Raw genomic sequence first — 18,023 nt, 5'->3', positions numbered from 1 at the left:
TAGTCTGAATTTGAGCGATTTATATTGCTACCAAGGATTTTGAACGGGGCATTATTTGAAGGCATCAAATATTATTCGCACGTTCATTATTTTTAATAATGTAAATCTAGCGTTTTTCTAGAACATATCCCACGCCTCTAAGTGTGTGAATTAACTTACTCTCAAAAGGGTCGTCCATCTTGGCTCTAAGTCTTCTTATGGAAACCTCAACGACATTAGTGTCGCAGTCAAAATTCATATCCCACACTTGGGATATGATTTGTGTGCGGCTCAGAACAATGCCCGTATTCCGCATTAGATAGTGCAGCAGAGCAAACTCCTTTGTTGTTAAGTCTATACGCTGACCATCTCTGAACGCTCTGTGGCGGCTTTGATCCAACTCAAGGTCAGCTACGCGAATGATTTCTACAGATGCAGCACTATCCGACCTACGCATCAATGCGCGAACTCGAGCAAGCAATTCGGGGAATTCGAAGGGTTTAATTAGGTAGTCATCAGCTCCATTCTCCAAACCTCTGACTTTATCGATTAGTCGGCTGCGGGCAGTGAGCATCATAATACGCGAAGAGCAATCTTTCCGTCGTAATAGTTCTAGAACTTGCCAGCCATCCATCTCTGGAAGATTGATATCTAGAATAATGAGTTCGTACATGTGCTGCTTGGCCAGAAATAGCCCGTCAGAGCCGGTATGTACGCAATCCACTACATATCCGCACTCAGTGAGGCCCTGGCGTACATATTCAGCAGTTTTTACTTCATCCTCAATTACCAGAATTCGCATTGGATTTTGTCTCGATATTACTCAGCAGTTTTAACCACGCAAGTGCGCAGTCATCATTGTGGGGAATGGTAAATCAAAACTAACTGTCCGTGGCTTAAATAACGGACTTGTAATTGTTAAGCAATACGCTTGATAACCTCGCAGTTTAATGTGTCGCCATCTGGGTTTGTCAATTGCGGACCCTCCCCCATTAGGTGAATTTACCTTATGAAATATTGGGTTGTTCTATTTGTCGTGGTCGCTCTGTTCCGTTCAGATGATGGGGTCGACTCTCACGTTGAGGACGTGGGCCACTGGTGCAGCCATGAACTCCATCGGGATGCCATGCACATCCTTGAACAGGTATTGGAATTTTAGTAAAAAAAAAACGCCCCGAAGGGCGTAAAATATTCACCTTTTACCAAAGGAGCATTTAAGCAACTCAAGGTGAATTCGTTGAACTAGCGATTTGCTTTCAGAAGTTTCGGCTGGAGGAGTAGCAGAGCAACGCAATAGCTTATAGTACCGAAAGTGGGTATTCAACGATCAGGCGCACTTCATCCAAATCCGATTCGAAAGCAGTTGCTCGTGTATTTGCTTGGCGCAATCTCAAAGAAAGGTCTTTGGCAGCTCCTGTTTGCACTACGTATTTAACCTCAATGTCACGCTCCCAACGTTTTTGATTGGTGAGCGGATTGCCATTGTCATCGGTACGCATGTAAAACTGATTGGCATTAGAGTAGTCCGCGCCAGAGCCTTTGGCATAGCGAGTCATGAACGAAAGGCCTGGAATACCGTAGTCGGTCATGTTTAGGTCGTAGCGCAGCATCCAAGAGCGTTCTTTTGGCGAGTTGAAATCGCTGTACTGAATTGAGTTGTCGACGAATATCGAGTCTGATTGACGTAAATAGTCGAAATCGTCATCGCCATTGTTACGCTGATGCGACAGTGCGAGGGTGTGTGCACCATACCTGACGCCGAGCTTGGCGCTCCAGATATTATTATCGAACTCACCCAAACGCTTCTTGCCTTCGTCAACAGCTTTATAGTAATTAAAGCCGCTGATCAGGGTCAAATCATTGCTAAGCGGGTAGGAGACGCTTGTCCCGGCGTAGTATTGATTCCATACATCTTTTAGCTGGCTGGCATAGAGACTTACAGTAACACTGTCGTTGACCTTGTAATCGCCGCCACCGTAACCGATCCAAGGCGAGTTGACTGGGCCGCCATAGAAGGTCACGAAGTTATCGTTCAGGTCGCTGGATACTGGTTGGCTCATCGCGTGTAGTCTACCACCCTGCAGGGTGAGGCCTTGCATGCTGGTGTTTTCAACCGTTACACCGCGGAAGCTTTCTGGCAGTAGACGTGCGTCTCCTGATGCAACGACTGGTGTCGCTGGGAAGACATCACCCAATTTCACTACGGTATCGAACAGGCGGACTTTGGCAGCCCCCCCAACCTTCGTGTATTCATCACGGGCCTGGCCCTTTCCATCAACTGGCAACACATCGAAGGAGCTTCGGCCGCCGTTACGGCCATCGCCTGTATCGAGCTTGAGGCCGATCATAGCGAAGGCATCTAAACCAAAGCCGACGGTGCCTTGGGTGAAGCCCGAGTTGAATTTAGAAATTATCGCATGCGCCCAAGCTTCAGAATATCCGTTGGTGTTTCCCTTGCCGCTATTGAACGTTGGCGCAGAAGAGCTGCGATTATCACGATTGAAATAGAAGTTTCGGTTTAAAACAGTGAGGCTGCTACCGTCAATAAAACCTTCTGATGACTTATCTTCCGCGTTTGCTATAGCTGTATAGCTTATGGAAAAAGCAGAAGCTGCCAACACACACAACGGTACTTTAATTTTCATTTGATGCCCCTTTGATTACGGCAGCTTTTATTTTGATTTACCGACACGGCTATATTTTTTTTGTGGCCCGGCCGGGCACCTGCGTAGGACCTGACATGATAGTTGCAGATCAAAGATAACGGATTGGTGATAGAAAAATTACAATTTGGCAATCTAATTGTTATCTGTCGTATTTAAGGACGTTTTGTAGCTGCGGACTGATTTACTCAATAGCTTGTCCCGCGCGCAACTGGGCGGGAAATTTTAATGTGGAACGTACTTTCTAACGAAATTGTAATTTTACAGCCACCCCACTGATAGCGATCGCTGATTAGAGTGCCATCACCTGATCCAGTGGAGCTTGGCGGCTGTAAATACGTTCTCGCCAAGCTTTATCAAAGTTTGTGCACGAGGACCATAAAGTGCCCTGGTATAATCACAACGTTTTATCTAAAACCTCTGTCTTTGTCTTTCCCTTGAGAGCCATTGCATTCTGTACGCTCCTTTCAGGAGCGATCGTGCCAGCCGCATTTGCTCAGAGTATTAGCCTGGCCGAAGCGCTTTCCACTGCAATGGATGCTAACCCCGATCTTGCAGCTGCGCGTCAGGAAATCGGCATCTCGGAAGGAGTTCGCAAGCAAGCGGGACTCATCCCTAATCCTGAAATTTCGTATGACGTGGAAGACACCCGTCGTAATACAAGCACGACCACAGTCACCCTTAGTCAGCCTTTAGAGTTGGGTGGCAAACGAAGCGCTCGTATCGAAGTTGCCACCTACGGTCAAACCGTCGCGCAGCTAGAGCTGGACCGACGAGTCAATAGTCTTCGTGCGGATGTTGTCCAGTTTTTCTACGCCGCCTTAAGGGCTCAGACAGGCTTGAACCTGGCAAAACAATCTTTGGAGCTCACCGAACGCGGTCTGCGCATAGTCGATGGTCGGGTGCGCGCCGGTAAGTCCTCACCGGTGGAGGCTACGCGCGCCCAGGTGCAGTTGGCTGAAGCCAAGTTACAGGTAAGGCGCGCTGAAACAGCGAAGTCAACGGCTTACCAGCAATTGGCCCAGGTAATAGGCAGCTCGGCTACTGCATTTGATCGTCTGGACTCGCCAAACCTATCTCCCGGCATTCCGCCGCAGGCCGCAGAATTATTGGCGAAGCTTGATCAAACTGCAGAGATGCGACAGGCGCTTGCTCAAATAGACAAGAGCGATGCCTCACTCGGGTCGGAAAAGGCCCAACGTATCCCGAATCTCACTGTGAGTGTGGGTAGCCAATATGACCGGTCTGTTCGCGAGCGGGTCAACCTCGTGGGGCTGTCGATGCCTTTGCCGCTCTTTGATCGTAATCAGGGCAACATTCTTTCCGCTTCTCGCCGCGCAGATCAGGCCCGAGACCAACGAAACGCTGTAGAGCTAAGGCTACGCTCCGAAACCCAAACCGCAGTTAACCAGTGGGCTACCGCCATGCAAGAGGTCGAGTCTTACGACAAGACGATTCTGCCTTCAGCTCAACTGGCCGTGGATACCGCAACGCGTGGATTTGAGATGGGCAAATTCGGCTTCATCGAAGTGCTGGATGCGCAGCGCACCTTGATAGTCGCTCGTGGCCAGTACCTCGACTCGTTGGCGGCTGCAACCAATGCGCGTGCGCAGGTGGAAAGGGTTTATGGCGACGTCGGATCGAATGCCAGTTTTCGCTGAACGCCTAGACATTTTCCTCGGTACGCGTCTTTGAATAAGCCGCTACCTACGATCAGCAGGAGTAACAATGGACAACAAACGTAAGATCGCACTGGCGGTAGCCGCTGTGGCAGCCCTTGGATTTGGCAGCTTCGCCTGGAACTCTAGTTCTGAGCAGCCGCCAGCCAGTAATGCCGAACACGGCGCTGAGGACGGCCATGAGCATAAGAAGATTGCCGCAGCACCCGCTGAAGAGGGGGGGGATGATGGCCACGGTGAGGAGGGCCACAGCGACAGCGAAAAGGGAGAGGAGGAAGAAGGCAAGATGACGCTTAGCGCTGAGCAGATCAAGGCTGCCGGTGTCGTCCTCGAAGCTGCGGCTCCCCGTGAACTTAGCACTGTCGTGACTTTTCCTGGCGAGATACGGTTTGACGAGGACCATACAGCGCATGTCGTGCCTCGCGTACCTGGCGTTGTAGAAAGCGTTCAGGCCAACCTCGGAGAGTCGGTTAAGAAGGGGCAAGTCCTTGCGGTGATTGCGAGTCAACAGATCTCCGATCTACGCAGTGAGCAACAAGCCGCTCAACGACGTGTAGAACTGGCACGTTTGACCTTTGACCGCGAGAAACAGTTGTGGCAGGACAAAATCTCCGCCGAACAGGATTACCTCCAGGCTCGTCAAGGGTTGCAAGAGGCAGATATATCCTTGGCCAATGCTAAGCAAAAGGTCGGAGCTATCGGGGCATCGGTCAATTCTGCCGGCGGTAACCGCTACGAGCTTCGCGCGCCCTTCGACGCAGTTGTCGTGGAGAAGCACCTGACCGTCGGTGAGGTTGTCAGCGAGGCAACCAACGCTTTCATTCTTTCAGACCTCAATCAGGTGTGGGCAACCTTCGCAGTTCCTCCGGGCGATTTAGGGAAGGTTGTGACAGGCCGTGCGGTAAAGGTTTCTTCGCCTGACATGAAGGCTGAGGTGGACGGCAAGGTTGGTTATGTAGGCAGCCTCCTGGGTGAGCAGAACCGTGCAGCGACCGTTCGCGTCACGCTGACCAATCCTAATGGAGCCTGGCGACCAGGCCTTTTCGTAAGCATCGCGGTCACTTCACAGACTGATCGGGTGGCCGTAGCCGTTCCAGAATCCGCAGTGCAGACCGTTGAGGAAAAGCCTGCGGTATTCGTCAGGACCACTGAGGGATTTGACACTCGCACGGTAACGCTTGGTCGCCGTGCAGGTGGCTATGTGGAAATAACCGAAGGCCTCCAATCCGGCGCCCAAGTGGCAGCCAGTGGCAGCTTCACGCTCAAGTCCGAGCTCGGCAAGGCTAGTGCCGAGCACAGTCACTGATGCGAACTGACAGGATCATTCCACATGTTTGAACGTCTCATAAGATTCGCCATTGAGCAGCGCATCGTTGTAATGATAGCCGTGCTGATCATGGCCGGTATCGGTGTCTACAGCTATCAAAAGCTGCCTATTGATGCAGTACCAGATATTACCAACGTACAGGTTCAGGTCAACACTGCTGCTCCTGGTTACTCTCCGTTGGAAACCGAACAGCGAATTACCTTTCCAGTTGAAACGGCAATGGCTGGCTTGCCGGGCCTTCAGCAGACTCGTTCCCTTTCTCGCTCTGGACTATCTCAGGTCACCGTCATTTTTGAAGACGGCACCGACATCTTCTTCGCTAGGCAACAGGTCAACGAGCGACTGCAGGTAGCGAAGGAGCAGTTGCCGGATGGCGTAGACGCAGTGATGGGGCCTGTATCAACGGGTCTCGGCGAGATCTTCCTGTGGACTGTCGAGACTGAGAAAGGCGCTGTCAAAGAGGATGGTACGGCCTATACACCAACTGATTTGCGCGTGATCCAGGATTGGATAATCAAGCCACAATTGCGCAACGTCCGGGGTGTGGCCGAGATCAACACCATTGGTGGCTATGCCAAGCAGTACCTGATTGCTCCGGATCCGAAACGTCTGGCCACTTACAAGCTGACTCTTAATGATCTGGTCGCTGCGTTGGAAAGCAACAACGCCAACGTTGGCGCCGGTTACGTCGAGCGCAGCGGTGAGCAGTTGCTCATCCGCGCACCCGGCCAGGTAGGCAGTATCGAAGATATCGCCAATATTGTGATTACCAGTGTCGATGGCGTGCCGATTCGAGTCAGCAATGTCGCTGAAGTCAGCATCGGGAAAGAGCTGCGCTCTGGAGCTGCTACTGAGAACGGTCGAGAGGTTGTATTGGGTACGGTGTTCATGCTGATCGGCGAAAACAGCCGGACAGTATCTCAAGCTGTTGCAGCCAAACTGGCTGACATTAACCGTACCCTACCCAAGGGCGTTGTTGCCGTTACCGTCTACGACCGTACCAATTTGGTTGAAAAAGCCATATCGACAGTGAAGAAGAACCTGATTGAAGGGGCGATTCTTGTAATCGTTATCTTGTTCCTGTTCCTCGGTAACATCCGTGCGGCACTGATCACTGCCATGGTGATCCCGTTGTCCATGTTGTTCACGTTTACAGGCATGTTCAACAACAAGGTCAGTGCCAACTTGATGAGCCTTGGCGCACTCGACTTTGGCATCATTGTTGATGGGGCGGTAGTGATTGTCGAGAACGCAATCAGGCGGCTGGCTCATGCACAAAACAAGCATGGGCGGATGCTCACCAAAGCCGAGCGCTTTCACGAGGTTTTTGCAGCTGCACGGGAAGCTCGCCGCCCCTTGATCTTCGGTCAGCTGATTATCATGGTTGTGTATTTGCCGATCTTTGCACTCACCGGTGTCGAAGGAAAAATGTTCCACCCCATGGCATTTACCGTGGTGATGGCACTTGTCGGCGCGATGATTCTCTCCGTAACCTTTGTTCCTGCGGCAATTGCCATGTTCGTCACAGGCAAGGTCAAGGAAGAAGAGGGGATGGTGATGCGTATTGCACGGCAGCGTTACGCTCCCGTTCTGCAGTGGGTGCTTAAGCATAGAAGCATCGCATTTTCCGCCGCCATAGCCTTGGTCGTTCTAAGTGGTGTGCTCGCGAGCCGAATGGGCAGTGAGTTCATTCCGAGTCTGAGTGAAGGGGATTTTGCGCTGCAGGCTTTACGAGTACCGGGGACTAGCTTGACTCAGTCCGTAGACATGCAGCAGCGCTTGGAAAAAGCCGTCATTGAGCAGGTGCCTGAGGTCGAGCGAATGTTTGCCCGTACCGGCACAGCGGAAATTGCTTCCGATCCAATGCCGCCGAATATCTCAGACGCTTACGTGATGCTGAAGCCGAAAGACCAGTGGCCAGATCCCAATCGATCGCGTGAAGAGCTAATTGCTGAAGTTCAGAAAGCTGCAGCAAGTGTGCCTGGCAGCAACTATGAGTTGTCCCAACCTATTCAACTGCGCTTCAACGAACTCATTTCGGGTGTCCGCAGTGACGTGGCCGTCAAGGTGTTCGGCGATGACATGGACGTTCTAAATCGAACAGCAGCGAAGATAGCCACTGCATTAAAGGGTGTCCAGGGGTCTTCGGAGGTGAAGGTAGAGCAGACTACAGGCCTGCCTGTACTTACCATCAATATTGATCGGGAGAAGGCAGCACGTTACAGCCTGAACATCGGCGCAGTGCAAGATGCAATTGCAATCGCAGTAGGTGGTCGTCAGGCCGGCACGCTTTATGAGGGCGATCGCCGCTTCGATATGGTGGTACGTCTATCTGAAACACTGCGTACAGATGTAGCGGGGTTGTCCGGCTTGCTGATTCCCGTGCCGCCGAATGCGGCACAAGGGGCGAATCAAATCGGCTTCATTCCGCTGTCCCAAGTGGCTAGCCTGGATCTGCAGCTAGGTCCGAACCAGATAAGCCGAGAGAACGGTAAGCGTGTTGTTGTGGTCAGCGCAAACGTTCGGGGGCGTGACCTGGGTTCGTTTGTTGAAGAAGCGAGCAGTGCTCTGGCAACCGGCGTGGAGATTCCCGCTGGCTACTGGACCACGTGGGGTGGTCAGTTCGAGCAACTGCAGTCAGCAGCCAAACGTCTGCAGGTAGTTGTTCCGGTAGCTTTGCTGTTGGTCATGACGTTGTTGTTCTTGATGTTCAACAACCTCAAGGATGGCATGCTGGTCTTCACCGGGATCCCATTCGCACTCACGGGTGGCGTAGTCGCGCTTTGGCTGCGGGATATCCCGCTGTCGATCTCGGCAGGGGTCGGATTCATTGCGCTTTCCGGTGTAGCTGTGTTGAACGGTTTGGTAATGATTTCCTTTATCCGCGGACTACGTGAGGAAGGGCGTACCCTACGTCACGCAGTTGATGAAGGCGCATTGACTCGATTACGGCCAGTGCTGATGACTGCCCTTGTTGCATCCCTGGGATTCATACCTATGGCACTGGCAACCGGTACCGGTGCAGAGGTTCAGCGGCCGCTGGCTACAGTGGTGATCGGCGGTATCTTGTCCTCCACCGCACTTACCTTGCTGGTGTTGCCTGCTCTGTATCAATGGGCACACCGCAAGGATGATGACGGCGATGAAGCAGAAAGCTGATAGCCGATAAACAAAAGCCCACAACAACAGTTGTGGGCTTTTTCGTTTTTATAGGGTCGATATTTCACCTTTCAAAATTGTAAGTTTTCCGTCATGCCGGTGATGCCTATGAATTGATAAGGTTGCTTCCAGTGACATTGATATCGAGAGAAACTTATGAAAAAGCTTATTGTTGCAGCTGCACTTGTTTTTTGCTCTATGACTTCGCAAGCCACTACTTTTTCCGAGAAGAAGCAGATGGAATACATCCAGGAGCACCAAAGTGCCGTGGCTGCCTACGCGAAAAAAAATAACAAGCCTATGCCAGAGATTGTCGACTATAAATACGGTATGAAGATTGATGTAGAGAAATTCGTACGTCAATCCCAGGACCCTCGTACTTGCCAGATTTATTCACGATTGATGAGCTACGAAGACCCCCAGGGTGAACTCAAGACGATTCGCTATTCTGTATTCTCGCAATGCCCGAATAACAAAAGCTGAATTTTTTGAATGGCTAGGCATTTAATAAGCGCCAGGCAATGCCTGGCGTTTTTTAAGGCGCCTGGAGTGGTACTAGGCAAACATTGTTGCACCGATGGTGCTACTCGCCCTCAAGCCTTAATACGTTATAGCCAATATACTTGGTTGGAACACCTGCATTCAGAACGATCGAGTTCATAACATCTGGTTGACCCTCCTGATGGCTCAGCAATAGTAACTTTCCCTAGGTTAACCTGATCGCAGCTTGCTCAGAGTGAGCTTTTGGTACTTAACCTGTTGAATATTTTGATATTAAGACGACTAAAATTGGCGAGGCCGAATGATTGGGGCAGTGTATTTCTAAGACTTCGACCTGTGGAGTAAATTGGAAGCTTGTGGTATGTGGGAAAGCCTAGAAGCGTACAATTGTGATTCCAGTCTCTCTGCACTAAATAATCTCTGCGACAGACAAACTTACTATGTGGTCACCCATTCAAATCGCAGCAGGGTAATGTGGGGTATCTATACTTGTGATATGGACTGTCCGTTTTTTCAAAATTGTAATTTTCGAGTCATGTTGAAGTTATTCAGCTCTGAAACCACATGTAATTTTCACTTTTTTTTCACTTTGAACTCCTTAAGCTTCGCAGATGGAAAATAAAAACTTGCCTATTGTAGCGTTATTTATTCGTTATCTAGGGGTCGGATCTATTGCAACGGGAGTGCATTACTCTGTTTTCCTTGCACTGGTCGCGAGCGGGTTTGCTGATCCAGTGTTGGCCAGCGTTAGCGGAGGCGTCTTAGGCGCGTTTGTTAGCTATGTTGGTAATAAAAGGCTCTGCTTTATAGCGAAGGGAGATTGTAAACTTCAACCCATTAGGTTTTTGCTGATTTCGTTGGCGACAAACCTCGGTAATGGAATGGGCATGTGGGTCTTAATTAAAATTGACCTGTCACCGTTTATATCCCAGATATTGGTGACGTTAATCCTAACTGCGCTCGGATTCATCGCACACCGTTTCTGGACATTCAATCATGCAGACATTACATCGGCTTTCCGAACGCCCTGATCCTTTGTTAACCATTGTGGTGCCCTGCTTTCAAGAAGAGCAAACCATTCCCGAATTTCACAAGCGCATCACCCGCGTCGTAAGGTGTTTGCCTGTCTCGTGCGAGATTCTTTATATCGACGACGGAAGCAATGACCGTACTGCAGACTTACTTCGCCACTATCAGGATGGATCTGATGTACGCTGCCTGTTCCTGAGCCGAAACTTCGGCAAAGAGGCTGCGTTAAGTGCAGGCATCGACCACGCGCGCGGTAGCGCATTGATCTTTATTGACGTGGACCTGCAGGACCCGCCTGAACTCATTACGAGCATGGTGCACCACTGGCAGATGGGTTACGACGTTGTGAACATGCAACGCGACTTGCGAACCGGCGATTCCTTGCTAAAGCGCATGAGTGCGCGCAGTTACTACTGGATCATGCAGCGACTGGTGGAGAAAGTTGATCTCCCGGCGGATGTCAGTGACTTCCGTCTGATTGGCCCTGCGCCATTGGCTGCATTGAGAGCGCTAGACGAACGCTCCAGAATTCTTAAGAGCCTGATCGGCTGGGTGGGTTTTCGTACCATAGAGCTACCCTACAATCGCACTTTTCGTCATGCGGGTAATACCAAATGGAACGCCGCTGGGCTGTTCAATCTAGCCATTGAAAGTGTTCTCAGTTTCTCTCGAAAGCCGCTGCGTATATTCAGCCTCATTAGCTTCGGCTTCTTCGTCTCCAGTATCTGTTTCCTGCTCGCAGCGCTCGTGGCAGGCTCCTTCGACATCCATCACTTGCTGCTCGGAATGACTTCATTTATGTGCTTGGGGGTTGCCATGGTGGGCGAGTACTTGGGTGTGACGCTCGCGGAAGTCAAACGCCGACCGCTTTATTTTTTGAAGAGCAATAACAAAGCAACCCCCGTGACTATTCACCCTCCGGTTTCCTCGATCGAGAGTAAGAAATGCTGAACTTGAAAAACGAGCGGACACTGCTGTGGATCCTAATCTCGATTCTGCTTTTACGTCTTCTGGGGCTGGGAGCATATCCCCTGATGGATACGTCCGAAGCACGCTATGCCGAAATGGCACGCAAGATGGTCGAACTGAATGACTGGATTACCCCAATGTTCGATTATGGAGTACCGTTTTGGGGTAAGCCGCCACTGTCTTTCTGGACTCAGGCAGCGAGCATGAAGTTATTCGGTATCAACGAATTCGCTGCCCGATTTCCAGCTTGGCTACTTCACCTAGCAAGCAGCTTTATCATCATTAAGCTCGCGACCCAGGAGATGTCGCGCAGGGCTGGCATCTGGGGAGCCATCATCTTCTCAAGCACAACACTGGGCCTGGTATCCAGTGGTGTTGTACTGACTGACCCTGTTCTGTCATTCTCTATACTGCTTGCTAGCTATGGTTTTTGGCGTTGGATGAAGTGTGCAGGCAAAGCGGATGCCTATCTGATGTTCTTAGGTCTGGGCTTGGGCTTACTCGCTAAGGGACCACTGACACTGGTGTTGATGGGCATGCCGGCATTCGCCTGGATCGTCATCCACAAAGAATGGAATCGGATGATGATGCTTCCGTGGGTAACCGGGATTATTCTCATGCTCGGTATTTCTGTGCCTTGGTATGTCGCGGCCGAAATAAAGACGCCTGGGTTCATGGAATATTTTTTTGTTGGTGAACACTGGAGCCGATATGTAATTAGTGATTGGGCTGGGGACCTATATGGCAGTGCACATGCCAAGCCATATGGCACCATCTGGATCCAGCTCGGTCTGTCGCTGTTGCCTTGGGCATTTTTCCTGCCTCTAATGATTCGCAGAAGAGCATCGATGCGGCGTTTCGAGGCTTATATGTGGCTCTGGGCATTGGCCACGCCTCTCTTCTTCACGTTCTCTGGCAACATTCTCTGGACCTATCTGCTCCCGGCTCTACCCGCCTGGGCGCTGCTTCTTGCAGGGCGAATCAGTGAAGTCGGCCTTTATAGCAGCCGGGCTGCTGCAGCGAGCGCTTTCCTGCTGCCAATTGTGGGCGCAGGTATCATTTACGCTGGAGTACTAGACGAACGCCCTCAAAACCAGCGAGATGTGGTTGACGCCTGGTTCAAAGCACAGTCGGCTCAATCGGGTGCCCTGATCTATCCTGGCCGTCGTTCGTATTCTTCTGAGTTTTATAGTAGGGGAATGTCCGAAAACATCAAAGATCCTGATGAGTGGCCTCGCAACAGCTTTTTCTATCTTTCCAGGCGTTTGCGCGACAGCAATGCTGATCTGCCTACAGGCCTAGGTTGCGTAAGAGTTACCGAAACGAACGCAAGCCTACTGCTTCTTTGTCGTTGGGAGAATACTGGGCCAAGATAGTGAAGATTTTGCAGCAGATGGCGTAGCGGGCTCTAATCGAAAATGATCATCCGATGAAGGACATACTCAAAGCGTGACGTTATTTCAGATTTAAAAGAACAATAAGTCTTAGAGATGATCTCTGTATCTGAGTAGTTCCGTCTATCACCGCTGGAATAGCCAACACTAAATGTAAGAAAAAGCCAGATATTAATCTGGCTTTTCGTCGATACAAATCGTCATTTTACATCTAACCGCCTATTAGTTGTCGGCTTGCTCCTGACGATCCTGACGCTCTTCCTGCTTTTCTTGAGCAACTTTCTGTTTACCTTGCTCCGAGGAGTCAGGGCCCCACAAGCGAGCCTGTTCGGCTCGGAAGTTTTCCTTGAACTGCTTAGTTCGCTCGAAACCATCTTCAGCAAACGCGAAACCTGTAAGCCCAATCAGCAGGCTGCCAATAGAGAAGTATTTTACGAATTTCATTGAAGCCTCGATATTCACTAGGTCTGCCTTGATAGCATCCTTTGTTGGTTACTAGTCTAGGATTACGAAGCTAACGGCAAGATGAGTTAATAATTACAATTTCGTAATTTTACGCTTGGCGAGAAGGTTTAAGTCTTCCAGGCGATAACAAAAGACGATGAAGAGCTGGGGCTTTTATTAATTTTCAATTTTGATACCCGGTGCATTAACACTGGAGGCTTTTCTTGCTTGCCAAGGAGCTAATCATGTTCGTTTTAGAGCCCTGAGTGGCAGAAGTCTTTGATTTTCGCCCATGCATCAAGACTCAATTTACAGCTAAGTGAGCTTTCATTTTACATTAGGGCGCGCGACGCGGTCGGGGGGGAGATCAATTGATTTTTTTCGATGAATTTACGATCTCCGCCGCATATTCCGGGGGAAGGTGCAAGAGAGAAGGTGCGGCCTCATGCCGTCGAGATCGACTTACAGTTCGAAGCATTTCAAATTCTGCAGAGTGTAGCGGGGTCTCTGATCGTTGAGCGCTATGCAAAAGCAACGGTTGCGAATTATTCGGTCTGAAGTTCAGAGACCCGCCGGTTTTCTACGCGCCATGTGAGGATTCTGGCGATAGAGTTTTTTCTCGCATAACGTCAGTGAGTCCTTGAGCACCCACGCGTCGGCTACGTCTCAGGCATTCGCGCCTGCACCTAGAGCGAAGGGGGCCCATCTATAACCGGGCCTTCTTCGTTACACGGAGCTAAGCTGGCTTCATTTCTTGTTGTTTCATTTGAACTTCGGGGAAGTTAAGGTGAAACCAAGTGAAATTCTGATCCGTAACTTCCACGCTTGCCGAACCCTGATGCAAAATCATGATTGACTGAACGATAGCTAAGCCAAGACCGGTGCCACCCTCGCTTCGTGCTCGACTTTTGTCCACCCGGTAAAATCGCTCGAACAAATGCGCGTGGTGTTCCTTGGCGATCCCACGTCCCGGATTGCCAACACTCAATGTAGCGCCGTCAGCACCACGTTGAACCTTCACGTAAACCGTCCGACCACGAGGGCAGTAGCGGATCGCGTTCGAGACCAGGTTCGAGACGGCTCGCTGAATCATTATCTGATTACCATGCACCACGTCTCCACTTCCTGCGATCTGGAGCTGTATCTCACCTTCTTCGGCCGAAATGCTGAACAGATCGCAGACCCGCTGAGTTTCGTCGATTAGAGATACGCTTTCGAACTCTACCATTGACGCTGGGTGGCTGACTTGGGCTAGGAATAGCATGTCGGAAACCATCCGGCTCATGCGATGTAGCTCTTCAGTGCACGACTCTAGGACCTCTCTATACTCAGGGAGGGATCGTTCCCGGGTTAACGCGACCTGAGCTTTACCCATCAGGTTAGACAGTGGTGCCCGCAGTTCGTGAGCAAGGTCGTCAGAGAACTGCGAAAGCTGCTGAACTCCGTCGTCTAAACGCATCAGCATGATGTTAATTCCATCGGCGAGATTCTTAAGTTCTGCCGGCATCCCCTTTGTTGGAAGGCGATGCTCAAGGCTCTCGGTGGAAATCCTTGAGGCGACCTTCAGGAACTTGGTGAGGGGGAGCAGTCCTCTGCGTACAGTCCACCACCCAATTGCCAAGATCAGCATGAGAATAAGAGGCGACACCATTAATGCCCAGGTGAGCAACGCATCAAGAAGGGCATGGTTAGATGACTGGTCCATGGTCATGAATACACTAACTTCGGTTCCATCGCCTAAGCGCATGACTCGTGAGGCGCTCATTAGCGGGCGGCCCGTCGAGTCGCGCCACTCTCGCTGCTCCGCCTGTTCGGTAGGCTGGAATTTGTGCACTTCCATGTTGACTTGCTTCGAGCCTATCGAGAGCAATGGAGTTAGAGTTTGTGTCGATTCGAAGATGCTGACGTAAAGATTGTTATGCCCCATGACCAAGTCAACAAGCTGGTGGGCGTCTGCATTTACACCAGAAATAGCAGTGATTGCGGAAAGGTTGTGAGCCATGCCTGCCATTTTCACTTCGAGGTCGGTTCGGGCGTTTCTCTCAAGAGCTTGGCTCACCATCAGATAACCGAAGGTGGCGAAAAGAAGCAGCAACGCCGCACTCATCAGTCCAACTTTGAATCCCACCTTCACAGCGAGGCTGAAAGGCCTCATGTACGCTCCTCCAACACGTATCCGACGCCTCGAAGTGTGTGTATGAGCTTGGTCTCAAATGGATCATCAATTTTTGAGCGCAATCTCCGGATGGCGACATCAATGACGTTAGTATCGCAGTCAAAATTTACGTCCCAGACCAACGAGATTATTTGCGAACGGGCAAGCGCTTCGCCTGTTCTGCTCATTAGTAGGTGCAGGAGAGCAAATTCCTTTGTGGTGAGATCAATGCGTGTCGCTCCTCGGCATACTCTATGGCGCAAGGAATCCAATTCCAAATCCGCAACTATAAGTGTGCTCTTCTCGACAACCTCATCGCCACGCCTTTGCAGTGACCGGATGCGAGCAAGCAATTCGGGGAACTCAAAGGGCTTGACGAGATAATCATCTGCACCACCATCCAAGCCCCTAAGCTTGTCATTAATGCGTCCGCGGGCAGTCAGCATGATGATGCGAACCCGGCTAGTTTTTCTGATAGTTTCCAAGAGGTCCCAACCATCGATGCCCGGGAGGTTCACATCTAGGAGTACGAGCGAATAAACAATCGTATTGAACAAGTGAAGAGCATCAACACCATTGTGTACAATGTCTACGACGTACCCGCTTTCGGATAGACCCTGCTGAATATATTCCGCGGTTTTAATCTCGTCTTCCACAACTAGTACGCGCATAACTTATCTCAAGGTGTGAGTAAGGAGTGGGCCGAGCTCTCCCTGATCGTGATTTAAGGCCAGTTTAAAGTTTTTCTGCGTGCTTGGCATGTGGTGATTTCTACCTACATCAATACGCCGTGATCAACTCAGGATGCTCGAATATTAACGCGAAATAGTGGGTTTTGGCGAAAAATTACAAATTTTTAATTTGATCGCAAGGCCACTGAAAGTTGTGGCGATTTAAATTATTGGTGCAGCATAGCTTTGATGAATCAGGTAGTTGAGCACTGCCACGACTGGCGGATGCACCAGACTATTCCGCTCGAGAGCCGCTGGATATTTTTTTGGTCAGTTCCATTGTGATTTGGCATCAATCGATCCGAGTAAAAATTATATTCTTGGTTAACGTGCCAATATTTTAGTTTTCTAACCTTCAGCTGGTGGCATTGTTGCTAACGCAACGTGACAATAAAATAATTTTTAATTGACCTGTCTCTCGACGCTAAGTAATGAACCAAAATTAATCTAAATTTTTGGTGCTGACGCCTTCAATATTAATCCTACGGTTTAAGTTTTCTAGGTTGACTAGTGTGAAGGAATTGGAGTGTCCTTATGGAAGTCCGTACTCTCCATTTGAATTGTGCAATGATGAATGTCGAACGCATGACTTACCGCATTGATTACATCTGCTAGCGCAGCATCTCGATCTACTGAGTCGCGAACTACAACGTGCGACGTCAGTACGTTGCGACCGCTACTTACAGCCCAAACATGTAGATCATGAACGTCTGTGACACCATCGACACTTAGAATCGTCGACTCGATCTCCTTAATGTTGAGGCCGCCAGGAACCCCTTCCATAAGAATTCCCAAACTCTCGCGCATTAGCTGCCAAGTGCGCGGCAGCACCCATACTCCGATCGCTACGGCGACGACCGTATCGATCCAACTCCAACCCGTGAACCGGATTATAAGTGCGGCAATTATCACGCCCAATGACCCAAGCATGTCGCTCCAAACTTCGAGATAGGCTCCCTTGACATTCAGACTTTCATTACTCGCTGAGGAGAGCAAGCGCATCGATATCAGATTTACAACAAGGCCCCCAATAGCGATCCACATCATCGCGCCGGTTGCGATCTCAGAAGGTATTAGGAAGCGTTGATAAGCTTCGTACAAGATGTAAATAGCCACCATGAAGAGCAATAGGGCGTTGAATGTGGATGCTAAAATTTCCAGGCGAGCATAGCCAAAAGTTCGTTTCTGATCTGCTGGCCGCTTGGCTATTTGAAGCGCAATCAACGAAATCATCAGGGCGGCAGTATCTGTAAGCATATGCGACGCGTCGGACAGCAATGCTAAGCTGCCAGTAATCCATGCTCCGATCACTTCAGCAATCATGAAGCTGCCTGTCAAGGCCAGTGCCATGACTAGCTTTTTCTGGTGACCTTCACTTAGCGCTGCAGCGCCATGAGAGTGATTAGATGCCACATACTTCTCCTTCCGTAACGTAGAGGACGCACACTTGCCCTGCTATGGAGCTACGTGTTTCCTAAATATAGCTTAATTAAGTATTCTGTTCGCCGACTTTTAGAAAAAATCATATTTTGGTCAGGTATAGGATAAAATAACGACTTTACGAATGCTGAGTTTTAAGCGCCATGCTAAACGCTGGCTACGTTTCAAGTGGTAGATTGCTACTGATTTTGATCATAAGGCGACTCAGGCGAAATCAAAAGGTCTAGGCGGGATTCTGTCGGGATTGTAATTACGCGGTCATCGTGTCGTTATGAGTGAGTGGCTACAATAAAATTGTCGGAAAACTTTAGGCTCTCACAGAATATTCCTGACTCCCATACGCTACCAGCGAGGATTAGGTATAAATCGCTACGCGCTTTAAATAAAGACTGGGCGTTACGCTGCTAGTATTAAATTCTCAGAGTAAGCGATGGGCACAGTACCGTCCGCGCTATCTAGCGTTTGAAACTGTAATCCAGGGCCTTGGCGATGGCCGAACCCTCAGGCACAAGCTATCTTTGGGAGGTCATCCAGGTATGAAGTGCGTCGGTGA

13 protein-coding genes are annotated in these 18,023 nt (G+C 50.1%); 7 read left to right on the top strand and 6 right to left on the bottom strand.

Going from position 1 to position 18,023, the window contains the following annotated elements; genetic code table 11:
- Positions 1-106 precede the first annotated feature (106 nt).
- Positions 107-781 (bottom strand): heavy metal response regulator transcription factor, encoded by a 675-nt coding sequence (locus FIV39_RS01965; protein ID WP_017736199.1) that lies wholly within the window; start codon positions 779-781, stop codon positions 107-109.
- A 496-nt stretch (positions 782-1,277) separates the two neighbouring features.
- Positions 1,278-2,624: an OprD family porin gene (locus FIV39_RS01960; protein WP_026136728.1), complete on the bottom strand. Its 1,347-nt coding sequence runs from the start codon at positions 2,622-2,624 to the stop codon at positions 1,278-1,280.
- Positions 2,625-3,025: 401 nt separating this feature from the next.
- Here FIV39_RS01960 and FIV39_RS01955 point away from each other — a divergent pair, with 401 nt between their 5' ends.
- The 7 genes from FIV39_RS01955 (at position 3,026) to FIV39_RS01925 (ending at position 12,682) form a co-directional block, all read left to right on the top strand.
- On the top strand, positions 3,026-4,303 hold the full coding sequence (locus FIV39_RS01955) for a TolC family protein (protein WP_090409082.1): 1,278 nt from the start codon (positions 3,026-3,028) through the stop codon (positions 4,301-4,303).
- Positions 4,304-4,370: 67 nt separating this feature from the next.
- Complete coding sequence (locus FIV39_RS01950) at positions 4,371-5,627, top strand: efflux RND transporter periplasmic adaptor subunit (RefSeq protein WP_090409085.1); 1,257 nt, start codon at positions 4,371-4,373, stop codon at positions 5,625-5,627.
- A gap of 24 nt (positions 5,628-5,651) precedes the next feature.
- Complete coding sequence (locus tag FIV39_RS01945; protein ID WP_017736203.1) at positions 5,652-8,807, top strand: CusA/CzcA family heavy metal efflux RND transporter; 3,156 nt, start codon at positions 5,652-5,654, stop codon at positions 8,805-8,807.
- A 156-nt stretch (positions 8,808-8,963) separates the two neighbouring features.
- Entirely contained in the window at positions 8,964-9,290 is a 327-nt protein-coding gene (locus FIV39_RS01940) for a DUF2790 domain-containing protein (protein WP_017736204.1), read from the top strand.
- A 629-nt stretch (positions 9,291-9,919) separates the two neighbouring features.
- Positions 9,920-10,339: a GtrA family protein gene (locus FIV39_RS01935; protein WP_090409089.1), complete on the top strand. Its 420-nt coding sequence runs from the start codon at positions 9,920-9,922 to the stop codon at positions 10,337-10,339.
- Positions 10,305-11,288: a glycosyltransferase family 2 protein gene (locus FIV39_RS01930; RefSeq protein ID WP_090409093.1), complete on the top strand. Its 984-nt coding sequence runs from the start codon at positions 10,305-10,307 to the stop codon at positions 11,286-11,288. Before FIV39_RS01935 ends, FIV39_RS01930 begins: the two co-directional genes overlap by 35 nt.
- The gene (locus FIV39_RS01925; protein WP_090409096.1) at positions 11,282-12,682 is read left to right on the top strand and encodes an ArnT family glycosyltransferase; all 1,401 of its coding nucleotides are present in this window, start codon (positions 11,282-11,284) and stop codon (positions 12,680-12,682) included. Before FIV39_RS01930 ends, FIV39_RS01925 begins: the two co-directional genes overlap by 7 nt.
- 240 nt (positions 12,683-12,922) lie before the next feature.
- Here the strand turns inward: FIV39_RS01925 and FIV39_RS01920 are convergent, their stop codons facing one another.
- The 4 genes from FIV39_RS01920 to FIV39_RS01905 form a co-directional block, all read right to left on the bottom strand.
- The gene (locus FIV39_RS01920; protein WP_026136731.1) at positions 12,923-13,144 is read right to left on the bottom strand and encodes a hypothetical protein; all 222 of its coding nucleotides are present in this window, start codon (positions 13,142-13,144) and stop codon (positions 12,923-12,925) included.
- A gap of 736 nt (positions 13,145-13,880) precedes the next feature.
- A complete protein-coding gene (locus FIV39_RS01915) occupies positions 13,881-15,299 on the bottom strand; it encodes a heavy metal sensor histidine kinase (RefSeq protein WP_090409099.1) in 1,419 nt (472 codons plus the stop codon).
- The gene (locus FIV39_RS01910) at positions 15,296-15,970 is read right to left on the bottom strand and encodes a heavy metal response regulator transcription factor (RefSeq protein ID WP_090409102.1); all 675 of its coding nucleotides are present in this window, start codon (positions 15,968-15,970) and stop codon (positions 15,296-15,298) included. Before FIV39_RS01910 ends, FIV39_RS01915 begins: the two co-directional genes overlap by 4 nt.
- Positions 15,971-16,537: 567 nt before the next feature.
- Entirely contained in the window at positions 16,538-17,443 is a 906-nt protein-coding gene (locus FIV39_RS01905) for a cation diffusion facilitator family transporter (RefSeq protein WP_090409105.1), read from the bottom strand.
- Between the last annotated feature and the right edge of the window lie 580 nt (positions 17,444-18,023).

Origin of the sequence: Pseudomonas grimontii (assembly GCF_007858185.1) — a bacterium.
In the GTDB taxonomy this organism is placed as follows: Bacteria; Pseudomonadota; Gammaproteobacteria; order Pseudomonadales; family Pseudomonadaceae; genus Aquipseudomonas; species Aquipseudomonas grimontii.
Note: the sequence above shows the minus strand (reverse complement) of the source record. Positions and strands in the feature narration are given on the sequence as shown.

What these genes read in the sequence shown, in the direction of transcription:
- FIV39_RS01965 (WP_017736199.1), bottom strand. Translation starts at nt 781, where the DNA reads ATGCGAATTCTGGTAATTGAGGATGAAGTAAAAACTGCTGAATATGTA.
- FIV39_RS01960 (WP_026136728.1), bottom strand. Translation starts at nt 2,624, where the DNA reads ATGAAAATTAAAGTACCGTTGTGTGTGTTGGCAGCTTCTGCTTTTTCC.
- FIV39_RS01950 (WP_090409085.1), top strand. Translation starts at nt 4,371, where the DNA reads ATGGACAACAAACGTAAGATCGCACTGGCGGTAGCCGCTGTGGCAGCC.
- FIV39_RS01945 (WP_017736203.1), top strand. Translation starts at nt 5,652, where the DNA reads ATGTTTGAACGTCTCATAAGATTCGCCATTGAGCAGCGCATCGTTGTA.
- FIV39_RS01940 (WP_017736204.1), top strand. Translation starts at nt 8,964, where the DNA reads ATGAAAAAGCTTATTGTTGCAGCTGCACTTGTTTTTTGCTCTATGACT.
- FIV39_RS01935 (WP_090409089.1), top strand. Translation starts at nt 9,920, where the DNA reads ATGGAAAATAAAAACTTGCCTATTGTAGCGTTATTTATTCGTTATCTA.
- FIV39_RS01930 (WP_090409093.1), top strand. Translation starts at nt 10,305, where the DNA reads ATGCAGACATTACATCGGCTTTCCGAACGCCCTGATCCTTTGTTAACC.
- FIV39_RS01925 (WP_090409096.1), top strand. Translation starts at nt 11,282, where the DNA reads ATGCTGAACTTGAAAAACGAGCGGACACTGCTGTGGATCCTAATCTCG.
- FIV39_RS01920 (WP_026136731.1), bottom strand. Translation starts at nt 13,144, where the DNA reads ATGAAATTCGTAAAATACTTCTCTATTGGCAGCCTGCTGATTGGGCTT.
- FIV39_RS01915 (WP_090409099.1), bottom strand. Translation starts at nt 15,299, where the DNA reads ATGAGGCCTTTCAGCCTCGCTGTGAAGGTGGGATTCAAAGTTGGACTG.
- FIV39_RS01910 (WP_090409102.1), bottom strand. Translation starts at nt 15,970, where the DNA reads ATGCGCGTACTAGTTGTGGAAGACGAGATTAAAACCGCGGAATATATT.